Origin of the sequence: Micromonospora deserti, assembly GCF_003236335.1 — a bacterium.
Taxonomy (GTDB): domain Bacteria; phylum Actinomycetota; class Actinomycetes; order Mycobacteriales; family Micromonosporaceae; genus Micromonospora; species Micromonospora deserti.
The window spans coordinates 24,013-33,954 of record NZ_POUB01000039.1; the positions used below are offsets into that span (position 1 = coordinate 24,013).

Sequence of the window (9,942 nt, forward strand, 5' to 3'; positions counted from 1 at the left end):
AACCGATGCCCCTCGCTGAGATCACCTCATTCGCGGTAGTAGGTGGCATCCCCGCGTTGGGTCGGGTGGGATATCACGTGGATGTAGAGCAGGGAGTTCACCTGCCGGATGTAGCGCTCGGGGTAGTTGTACGACCGGAAGGAGACGCCGGTCGGTTCGGCGAGCCCGTCCTCGAGGTAGAAGCTCGCGTCGCTTCGGAACAGCCCGGAGCCGTCGTTCCGCTCCAGCCACACCTCGAAGTTCTTGTGGCGCAAATAGAATCCAGGGAAGTTCGCTGACTCCAGTGACACCGTGCCATTGCCAGACAGGCCGGTCACGACACGGAACCATGCGTCGGAAAGGCTGCTGACGTTCGCGTCAAGACGGGCCCGGAACCAGTAGTGACGGATGTAGTGGTTCGGGAAGGTGTACGACCGGAACCGGCACTCCGTGCAGGGCTGGGCAACTGTCGGCTGAGTAGTCTGGGGCGGACGCGGCGAAGAAGTCCTGCGGGGCGTTTGCACCCGCGTCCGGTCAGGGTTCGGCACCGGGCTGTACGAGTTGAGCGAGCCGTTGATTCCGGGGATCGGCTGTCTGCTGATCGTCAGGTAACCCGGGTCATCGGTCGGCAGAGAACTCGCCGAGGCCGAGACGAGCGGCAGGTCGTCGCCTTGTTGATCGGTGCGGTCGACAAGTGCTACATAGCCGAAGGATGCTGCGGCCAGGAGGACGAGGAGCGCTGCCGGAACGGCGATCACCCTGAATCTAGCTGCCCCGCTGGGCAGGTGATGGCGGCCGGAGCCGTTGATCATCTTTGACCACCGTGCGCGCGCACCGTCCACTTTCGCTGTTCCTCATGACTGTCTTGACGCCAAGATTCGACGGGAGTCTGGCATATGACCGCCTGCGGGCGTAAGCCCCCAAAGGCCGAGCGCACATGGCCGCTCCTACTGCCTGCCAATTCAAGGAGCATCGCGAAGAGCATCGAGGGCCGTGGTCTTCTCGCCTGGCTGAGGTTCGGGCCGTACGTCGCCCTTCAGGTGCCCGCGGCCCTGGCGCGAGCGGCCGGTGGAGCCACCCCGCTCGACGGGGTGGCTCCACCGGCCTGGCAATTACGCCGTCGCGCAGATGGCGTACGCGGTGTTCGTCCAGTTGCCGGCGAACGGGTCCTCCTCGTATGCGCCGGAGGTGACGGAGGTCGGCGCGGTGGCCGGGCCGCCGCTGGGCCGGAAATCGTCGACCACGCCCTCGCCGGTGACGCCGTTCAGCTCGTAGCCGGCGCCGGTGAGCACCTTCCCGACGGGGCAGGTCGCGGTGATGCCGCGGAAGTCGTTGGAGTTGCTGGCACTGGTCGCGGAAACCCGCACCAGGCCGGCGAGGGGGTTCGCGCAGATCGCGTACGCCGTCGCGAACCAGTTGCCGGCGAAGGCGTCCGCCTCGTAGGCGCCCACCGTGACCGCCGTCGGCGCGGTGGCCGGGCCGCCGTTGGGCCGGAAGTCGTCGACCACGCCCTCGCCCGTCACACCGGTCAGCTCGTAGCCTGTCCCGGTGAGCACCTTGCCGGCCGGGCAGGTCGCGGTGACGCTGCGGAAGTCGTTCGAGTTGCTGGCACTGTTCGCGGAGACCCGCACCAGGCCGGCGACGGGGTTGGCGCAGATCGCGTACGCGGTGACGGACCAGTTGCCGGCGAAGGCCTCCGCCTCGTACGCCCCAACGGTGACGGCGGTCGGCGCGGTGGCCGGGCCGCCGTTTGGTCGGAAGTCGTCGACCACCGCTTCGCCGGTCGCTCCGTTGAGTTCGTAGCCCGCGCCGGTCAGCACCTTGCCGGCCGGACAGGTCGCGGTGACGCTGCGGAAGTCGTTGGAGTTGCTGGCACTGGTCGCGGAAACCCGGACGAGGCCGGGGACCGCGGCCGACGCCGGGGCGGCCGGGACGACCACCGCGCCGGTGACGGCGAGGCCGACCACGAGGCTGAACGCGCGGGGTCCGAACCGCCGGGGTGCTGGCTGACCTGACATGTGACTCTCCTGTCTGTCCCGCCCGCGGCTGGTTCCGGGTGACCGCCACGGCGCTTCGTCAATGACGCGCTCACGGTAGGTAGTCGCCCGACCAGGCATTATCTCCAAACCGACTACGTCAGGTAGTCGACTGATGACGCCTTCGGGGTTGGGGACAGTCGTTGCCCGACACCCGGCCCGGCATGGGTACCTGGCGGTTGAGGCGCGGCGGGAGAGCCTGGCGTGGATCGGACCAGCAGGTCCTCATACGTGGCGTCGGACCTTCCCGGACCCCTACCGCCGGGCCCTGTCCTGACCGGCGCCGTCTTCACCGATGGACCGGGTCTGTTGCGGACTCTGTGGAGCTGCCCCTTCTGTGCGGGCGGCATCATCCATGGGACGCACAGCGTCGAAGAAACCGTTTGTGACATCAGGCAACGCCTACCTAACGTGCCGGGGTGTGAAGGGCACCGACTGGTCGGACGTACGCAAGCGGGTCGCCGCCCTCGCCGAACGGTGGGCGCGCTTGGTCTGGGGGCAGCTCCAGCTGGAGGCCCGCACCGACCAGACCTTCCTGCCAGCCCTTCGCGACGGTCTCCTATCGATCTGCTGACCGGTCCCGCCGCAGCGGCACGCGCAGCTGCGCCGCGCCTGCGAGCCAGCATTCATCCATTTGATTCCCGGAGGCGAAGCAGGTGGCCGACGAGGATCTTGGTGTCGCTGGCTTGCCGCCAAGACCTGCAGCAGCTTTGGCACCTGGCCGAGTGCCTGGCCGATGAACGGGAGGTTTCCTGACGGTTTGTGACGATAATGCGGCTCGGGCGATCCAGAGGCGGAATGACCACGTCCTCCTGTCTGAGAGGGCGCCGGCCGACGTTGGCGTTCGTGCCGTGCGGCGGCAACGTCAATGACGTCACCCCCGTTTCACCCAGATCCTGGCCGGGTAACCGCATCGCCCGGCCAGTTCGCTGTCCCGGCACGGCGGGACTCTGGTCGTCCGGGACGACGGCTGACGCTGACCGCGGCGGCGACGCCAGACAAGCCGAGGTGCGGATGGTCGGTTCGGCGGCCCCAAGCGGCGGTTGTCGCCGTGATGTCGGTATCAGCGCACGTTCGGGGGAGGAATGGGCGCACTGCTGGTCGTCGTGGCCTGGGTTGTTGCCGCCTTGCTCGTGGCCTGGCTCGTCAGGCTCTTCTTTCGGTGGGCGGCCAAGACCCGCTACGGGTGGATCGTCGGACCGATGTATGACGCCTGCCGCCTGCCCGCAGTAGCTGTCCTGGTGATCTGGGCCTTGTTGGCCTCGGTGCCCGCCCCGACGGACGGGTTGCTGTCGGCCTTCCGGCACGGACTCCTGTTGGCGTTCGTGGCGGCGTGTGCGTGGCTGGCGATCAGATTTCTGCAGGTCACCGAAAGCCTCGCGTTGGGGCGCCTCGCCCACGAACCGACGGCGAACCGGCGGCAACGGCGGATACGTACTCAGGTCCGGTTGATCCGGGGCCTGACCGCCGTGATCGTGACGCTGACCGCGATCGCGGTCGCGTTGATGAGCTACGAGCAGGCGCGGGTGGTCGGAGTGTCCCTGGTCACCTCGGCCGGTGTGATCGGCGTGCTCATCGGTGTGGGCGCCCGAACGTCCCTGACGAACGCCTTCGCGGGCATGCAGATCGCCTTCACCGACGCGATACACGTCGATGACGTGGTGGTGGTTGACGGCGCGTGGGGTCGCGTCGAGGAGGTGAAGCTGACCAGCGTCGTGATACGGATGTGGGACGAGCGCCGGCTGATCCTGCCGACCACCTACTTCACCGACCGCCCCTTCCAAAACTGGACCCGGCACGAAGCCCGGGTCGTGGGCGAGATCCGGCTGCACCTTGACTACACCGCCGAGGTGGATCAGCTCCGGCGCGAGGCGCGACGGCTGGTCGAGGAGTCGCCGCTGTGGGACCGTGCGCTCTGGACCCTCCAGGTGGTCGATGTGACGCCGCAGACGATGGAGGTCCAGGTGCGCGTCTCGGCCGCCGACGGGCCAAGCGCCTGGGATCTGCGCTGTGACCTGCGCGAGGGCTTGGTCAAGTACGTCCGCGACCAGCACCCGCAGTGGCTGCCGCGTACCCGCAGCGAGTACCAGCCCTAGCCTGGACCCCTGACCTTTCCGCGCCCGCCTCGCCGAGCCGCGCCCGGATCGCCGCCGCTTGGTCGCGATGCGGCGCGCCGACGGCGATCCGGGCCGGCGTCACCGGCGGTCCGCGGGCACCTGCTCGGAGACGATCAGTTGCCGCTGCGGTACGGGCCGTCCACGTAGACGAGCGCGTCGCCGACGGCCCGCTCGGTCGACCCGCTCGGCCGGTTCACCAGGGCGCCCTCGACGGCCATCGCGGTGGATCCGCCGCCGTCCAGGTTGACCGCGTGGTCGATGGTGAGCACGTTGACCACGCACGGGCCTCGGGTGGTGGTGTTGATCTGGTCAGCCGGCGCAGGCTCGGTGCCCCGCTCGATGCGGGTCAGGGTGACGCCGGCGGCCAAGGCACGACTGGTGCGTACCTCCGTCAGGTCGGCGTCGCCGAGCGGAAGGGTGCCGGCGGCGGCCTCGGCGCGGGCCCCCCGGAACGACCCCGAGCGCTACCGCGGCCAGCGCGGCCGCCGCGATCGCCCCGGCGCAGCGGGAGCGGGACAAGCGAGGAGTAGAAGCAGTCATGCCCGTGACCCTGCGGTGCCACAGAACGACGTACCCGGCGTCACCTCACACCGAGCCGAATTGTGCGGCAAGGAAGGGTTTACCGCGGAAGGGGCAGGCGCCAGGGCCGCGGACGAGCCGCGAACCCTGGCGCCATGACGGGTCACGTTGGAGCGTGCGGCAGGCTCAGGCGTCGATGTAGCGGGCGTTGAAGATCCAGCCCTGCTCGGACCCACCATTGGCACGCCACTGGATGAGCTCGGCGCCGTTGGCGGTGCTACCGCCACCCGAAACGGAGAGAACCTTGCCGCTCTTACCGTTGACCAGGTAGCCGTTGCTCGAGTACCAGTCCTGCTCAGGCCCGCCGTTGCAGGTCCACTGGATGGCGTTCGCGCCGTCGGCGGTGCTGCCGCCACCCTCGATGGAGAGGCACTTGCCGCTCTTGCCGTTGACCAGGCTGTCGCCCGACCAGCGCCACAGCTGCTCCGGGCCGTCGATGCAGCTCCACTGGATGGCGCGGGCACCGTTGCTGAGGCTACCGCCGCCCGCGATCGAAATGCACTTGCCGCTCTTGTAGTTGATGACCTCGTACCAGGTAGCCGCCTGGGCCGGGGACGCGACAGCAAGCGACGATGCGATGGCAGCCCCCGTGACGGCCAAACCCGCCAGGATCCGCCGAGCCTTCCGTGGCATGCGCACCTCCAATGTGTTACGTACTGTTGGTCACTGTGGACGGAGCGTCGCCCACGCGGATGACCGTAGTACGGCTTGATCATCCGAAGGAACGGGCGCAAGATCAGTTTCAGCCAGCATTCACGCGCTCGTAACAGGGCGGTCTCGTGTCCTCACGCACACCCGACTGGGTGTTCTATCAGCCGCAGGGTCCGTCGTGGTCGTTGCGGCGTCGGCAGCGGTCGGCCCCGTCGAGCCTGGCGTCACACCGACTCGGGTACGCAGGAACTGGCGGTCCTCCTCGCTGAGAGTCGTCTCGCCAAAGTCGATGGCCATGACGCGACCGAGCGAGTCGTGCAGCGCCACGGCGAGGGCGATGGCCGCGTCGAGGCTGGTCAGCGTGGTGGGCAGGTGGATGATCCAGCGGGGTGCGGTCATCGCGCCCACCGGCTGTTCGGTGACCCTGGATCGGTATGGCGCCAGCCGGTGTGCCGGGACTGCCACTGCCGCAGCGCCTGGCGGATGCGTTCGGCCTCCGTGTTGGCTGTGGTCAGTTCGCGGTGCAGGCGGTCGAGTTCGTCGGCCACCCGGTTGAGGTAGTCGTGCACCTGGCCGGGGTCGAGGCCGCGCCAGCGGGTGTCGAAGACGGCGGCGCGGATGTGGTGCGGGTGCAAACGCTCCCCCGTCACGTAGATCATCGCTGCGACGCATCCTGCTCGGCGATCAGTGCCTGGATCTGGCCGTTAGTGAGGCCGCGCTGGTCGAGGACCCGGCGCCCCCAACGGTGCAGCCGACACGGATGCGGCGCCCGATCGTTACGACACCGCAGACCGTCCGGCCACTGCTCGGCGGCATGCACGGCAACCGCCTTGACCGCGAAGGTCACGTCTTCCGCGGTGACGTACGGCGGCATCGGTAGTTCACCGAGGACCTCATCAATCGACTGCATGACCCTCCCTTGCTCCGCATGAGGTGGCACCGAGGCGGGCCGGGTCGGACGGTACGACCGCGTCCGCACCGACCGGAGCCCAGCACCCGCCCCGGGCCGTGGTGTAGATGGTGTGGGCGGATCGGAGGCGGCAGAATGACTCGTGGCCGATGAGGCGTATACGGAGAGCTCATAGGTCCCACAACCTCGACGATTCCCGATGCTGATCAGCAAGCCGGTCTGTTATGCGGGAGGTTGGCCGTGTTGGCTGAAGCCGAGGAGATCTCCTTCGAGGTGCCGGGATGGCCGCCGACCAAGAACGAGGCAAAGTCAATGCTGGCGGCCGGCCATCAGCATGCCGACCGGGTGCGGTTGCTGCTGGAGGCTGCTCGCACGGCCGTAAGCCGCGTAGGGTGGCCCGTGGTTTCGGGCGATGTCGCTCTTGAACTGGTTGTTCGAGGCCCGGGACGGCCACCATCGGACGCGACGAACTACCTCGGTGGACTCGGCGACGTCCTGCAGGCCAAGAGCGCCCGCCCTAACCTGGATCTATCGCACCTTGGTGAGCTGAGCGCAGTGGCGCTCTTTGCCGATGATCGGCAGATAACGCAGATCAGTTACTCACAGGAGCACGCAGAGCAGCCCTCCTACAGCGTCCGGATCCGTCTACAGCGATGAACGCCGACTCGAGCAAGAACATCGCATCGGCCCGCATCGACGTTACCTGCCCCACGACTTACCGTGACGCCTAGAAGGGAGCCCCTATGGGCTGGGACCAGCCTCTACTCGACCAGGTTTCGACCGATTGGCCGAGAACAACGTGGCCGATGAGGTGGTCGACCTCGCGCTGGTGGCCTACGTCGGCGATGACGCGCACAACCACACCCATGCCGAAAGCCCGTCAACCTGGCGGAGCGGGATCGAGCCGCGAGACCGGAGGTGCAGCTCGGCAGACTGTCCGGCATCCGACACCAAGCGCCTCATTTGCTGGACATGAGCGGATGTTCCACCACGGAAGGTGCGGCTGCCTAGCTGGCGAGCGCATGTCATCCTGCTGACGCACTGGCTAGGGTTTCGGCTCCGCACCCCATCTACCCCTTTAGGACACACGCGTGGGATCCTCAAGGAGATGCAGCGGGCGCACGCACGTCAGGTACGCGCCCAGCGGCAGGCTCAGGCTGCGACGTACCGGCCACCACCAGCAGCTGCGCCGCGAGGCGGAACGAGCTATGAAGGCAGCGCAACGTGCCGCTGCGGTGGATGAACGGGAACGAAAGCGGCTCTATGTCGAGGCGCGTATCGCCGAGGTGGCGGCCGCCAACTCCGACCTCCAGGTCCACATCGAGGAACTGGACAACTTGCTGGCTGCGACGCTCGACGTCGACGATCACATCGACTTCGGCCGGTTGAAGAAGACGGTCACTCACCCACCCTTCAACCCCGAGCACGCGGAGGTGAAGGCCAGAATCGACCCGAGCGAGCTGGACTGACGGATGTCGGACACGATCGGCCAACCGAAGCCAACCCTGATCATGCACTTCACTCACATCGACAACCTGCCGGCGGTCCTGAAGGCCGGCAGGTTGTTTTCAGACGGCAGCGTGGGCCCGCAGTTAGCGACGAACGTGGGTGCGGCGGAGATCAAGGCGCGTCGACGAGAACGACGCGTACCGTGCCCCCCGGGCGGGGTCGTCGCCGACTACGTGCCGTTCTACTTCGCCCCTCGCTCACCGATGATGTTCCGGATTGCGTGCGACCATCGGGACGGGAAGTCGGGTTGCTACCCAGGAGGGGATGATCCGCTCGTCTACCTGGTGAGCTCGGTAGAACGGGTAAGTGACGCCGGGCGCGAGTGGGTGGCGAGCGACGGGAACTGCGCTGTCGGACTAACAAGCTTCTCGGCCAGCCTTGACGAGCTCGCGACCCTCGTCGACTGGCCTCTGCTGCGGGCGAAGGTCTGGAAGGACATCCCCGAAGACATGGACCGCATGCGCCGACGGGCAGCCGAGTTCCTGGTGCATCGTGAGTTTCCTCTCGACCTGCTGGCCGGTTACGCCGTACGGACGGAGGAACGACGGGAACAGGTGAGGCAGGTCTTCCGTGACGCTGGCATGATCGAGCCATACGTCAGTGTCAGACCGAACTGGTACTACGGCTACACGCGGAGGGAGGTGCGTGAATGATCGTTCTAAGTCGTGGCAACCTGCTGACCGCCGACGTCGACGCGTTGGTCAACACCGTCAACACGGTCGGAGTGATGGGCAAGGGCATCGCTCTCCAGTTCAAGCGCGCCTACCCGGCTAACTACGCAGCGTACCGAGCGGCGTGCGCGGCCAACGAGGTCCAGCTAGGCAAGATGTTTGTCTTCGACTCGGCACGTCTCGGCCCGCGCAGATACGTGATCAACTTCCCCACTAAGAGTCACTGGCGGGCAAACTCAAGCTTGGCTGACATCCAGGCCGGCCTTGCCGATCTTGTCCGTGTTGTACGGGAACGACGGATCAGGTCGATAGCAGTGCCGGCTCTGGGCTGCGGCAACGGTGGACTCAACTGGGACGAGGTCCGGCCCGTGATCGAGCGCGCCTTCGCCGACCTGCCCGATGTACGAGTGCTGCTCTTTCCGCCAGAGGGGGCACCGGACCCGGCCGATATGCCGGTAGCCACTAAGAAGCCCTCACTGACTCCTGGGCGCGCCGTCCTGCTGCAGGCTATCGACCGCTACCTGGAACGGGCACGAGCACTCGAACCACGTGACGGTGTCACGGTTCTGGAAATCCAGAAGATCGCCTACTTCCTCCAAGTGTTGGGCCAGCCGCTACGCCTGCAGTACGGTCGTGGCCGATACGGCCCGTACGCCGAAAACCTCAACCACGTCCTCGACCGGCTGGAAGGGCATTACCTCACCGGCTTCGGTGACCGGTCGGCGCGAGTCGAGGAGCTTCAGCCAATCCGGCTGACTGCCGGTACGGCCGAGGCTGTCGGGACCTGGTTCCGGGTCCACGGCTCGACGTCATCGGACGCGTTGGAGCAGCTAGCCCGTTTGGTCGACGGTTTCGAGGCGCCCTACAGTCTTGAGCTACTGGCCACCGTGCATTACGCCGCCGCGTTGCATCCACCGACCCGCGATCTGAGTGAGTTGACCGAACGGGTTCGTAGCTGGAGTGGCCGCAAAGCGCGCCTCTTCACGCCTGCGCACATCAAATTGGCCTATGACCGGCTGCAGGCAGCCGGCCTGCTCCCCGCATTGACTGTTGCGTGAGTCGGCTGCTGGGTAAGAACCTCCCGCCTCCTGCCCGCCACCGGAATGGGACATCGGGAGACGGTGGAACCTGGTTAGGTCTACACGGTGACGGATCTTGAGCGGGGCGTCTACGAGCACCTGATCACCCACGAGCTTGCCGGCCGCCTACAGCACGTCGACGGGGCCCTGATCCAGCACGCCAAGCTCGACCCCGCCGACGCCCACGAGGCCCTGGCCCGGCACATCGCCGCTCTGGCCCACCGCGCCCTGCACGCCGTCCCCGGCGGCGGCGACAAGCTGGCCCGCCAGGTCGAGCTGGCCAACCGCATCGCCGAGGCCATTGCCGACCTCAATCCGCAGGCCGCCACAGCACACGATCAGGTAGCTGACGCCAAGCACCTCCTGCACGCCATCGCCGCCCCGCCAACTCCACCCGCGCAGCCCACGTTC

12 protein-coding genes and 2 pseudogenes are annotated in these 9,942 nt (G+C 67.2%); 7 read left to right on the forward strand and 7 right to left on the reverse strand.

Features of this window, described 5'->3' with window-relative positions:
• Positions 1 to 26: 26 nt before the first annotated feature.
• On the reverse strand, positions 27 to 791 hold the full coding sequence (locus C1I99_RS08870) for an AbfB domain-containing protein (RefSeq protein WP_111133722.1): 765 nt from the start codon (positions 789 to 791) through the stop codon (positions 27 to 29).
• A gap of 300 nt (positions 792 to 1,091) precedes the next feature.
• Positions 1,092 to 1,997: a hypothetical protein gene (locus C1I99_RS08875; RefSeq protein WP_146603923.1), complete on the reverse strand. Its 906-nt coding sequence runs from the start codon at positions 1,995 to 1,997 to the stop codon at positions 1,092 to 1,094.
• Positions 1,998 to 2,436: 439 nt separating this feature from the next.
• On the opposite strand from C1I99_RS08875, the gene C1I99_RS32680 reads away from it, so the two are divergent.
• Together C1I99_RS32680 and C1I99_RS08880 are read left to right on the forward strand one after the other, a co-directional pair.
• Entirely contained in the window at positions 2,437 to 2,589 is a 153-nt protein-coding gene (locus C1I99_RS32680) for a hypothetical protein (RefSeq protein ID WP_158554033.1), read from the forward strand.
• A 511-nt stretch (positions 2,590 to 3,100) separates the two neighbouring features.
• The gene (locus C1I99_RS08880; RefSeq protein WP_111133724.1) at positions 3,101 to 4,111 is read left to right on the forward strand and encodes a mechanosensitive ion channel family protein; all 1,011 of its coding nucleotides are present in this window, start codon (positions 3,101 to 3,103) and stop codon (positions 4,109 to 4,111) included.
• 134 nt (positions 4,112 to 4,245) lie between these two features.
• On the opposite strand, the gene C1I99_RS08885 is transcribed toward C1I99_RS08880, so the two are convergent.
• The 5 genes and pseudogenes from C1I99_RS08885 to C1I99_RS08905 form a co-directional block, all read right to left on the reverse strand.
• Positions 4,246 to 4,500: a phosphodiester glycosidase family protein gene (locus C1I99_RS08885; RefSeq protein ID WP_199562055.1), complete on the reverse strand. Its 255-nt coding sequence runs from the start codon at positions 4,498 to 4,500 to the stop codon at positions 4,246 to 4,248.
• Positions 4,501 to 4,837: 337 nt separating this feature from the next.
• On the reverse strand, positions 4,838 to 5,344 hold the full coding sequence (locus tag C1I99_RS08890) for an RICIN domain-containing protein (protein WP_111133726.1): 507 nt from the start codon (positions 5,342 to 5,344) through the stop codon (positions 4,838 to 4,840).
• Positions 5,345 to 5,525: 181 nt separating this feature from the next.
• Positions 5,526 to 5,761, reverse strand: a pseudogene (locus C1I99_RS08895) (hypothetical protein); the annotation flags it as partial.
• Positions 5,758 to 6,021 (reverse strand): DivIVA domain-containing protein, encoded by a 264-nt coding sequence (locus tag C1I99_RS08900; RefSeq protein WP_111133727.1) that lies wholly within the window; start codon positions 6,019 to 6,021, stop codon positions 5,758 to 5,760. The gene C1I99_RS08900 and the pseudogene C1I99_RS08895, both read right to left, overlap by 4 nt.
• Positions 6,018 to 6,272 carry a hypothetical protein gene (locus tag C1I99_RS08905; protein ID WP_111133728.1) on the reverse strand — a complete coding sequence of 85 codons (255 nt, stop codon included), beginning with the start codon at positions 6,270 to 6,272 and terminating at the stop codon, positions 6,018 to 6,020. The genes C1I99_RS08900 and C1I99_RS08905 overlap by 4 nt, the downstream gene beginning before the upstream one ends.
• Positions 6,273 to 6,512: 240 nt before the next feature.
• On the opposite strand from C1I99_RS08905, the gene C1I99_RS08910 reads away from it, so the two are divergent.
• The 5 genes and pseudogenes from C1I99_RS08910 to C1I99_RS08930 all read left to right on the forward strand — a co-directional run.
• A complete protein-coding gene (locus C1I99_RS08910; protein ID WP_111133729.1) occupies positions 6,513 to 6,929 on the forward strand; it encodes a hypothetical protein in 417 nt (138 codons plus the stop codon).
• A 578-nt stretch (positions 6,930 to 7,507) separates the two neighbouring features.
• On the forward strand, positions 7,508 to 7,741 hold the full coding sequence (locus tag C1I99_RS08915; RefSeq protein ID WP_111133730.1) for a hypothetical protein: 234 nt from the start codon (positions 7,508 to 7,510) through the stop codon (positions 7,739 to 7,741).
• A gap of 3 nt (positions 7,742 to 7,744) precedes the next feature.
• On the forward strand, positions 7,745 to 8,434 hold the full coding sequence (gene darT / locus C1I99_RS08920) for a type II toxin-antitoxin system toxin DNA ADP-ribosyl transferase DarT (protein ID WP_111133731.1): 690 nt from the start codon (positions 7,745 to 7,747) through the stop codon (positions 8,432 to 8,434).
• Complete coding sequence (gene darG / locus C1I99_RS08925; RefSeq protein WP_111133732.1) at positions 8,431 to 9,510, forward strand: type II toxin-antitoxin system antitoxin DNA ADP-ribosyl glycohydrolase DarG; 1,080 nt, start codon at positions 8,431 to 8,433, stop codon at positions 9,508 to 9,510. Before darT ends, darG begins: the two co-directional genes overlap by 4 nt.
• Before the next feature lie 87 nt (positions 9,511 to 9,597).
• Positions 9,598 to 9,942 (forward strand): annotated as a pseudogene (locus C1I99_RS08930) (DUF3427 domain-containing protein); the annotation flags it as partial.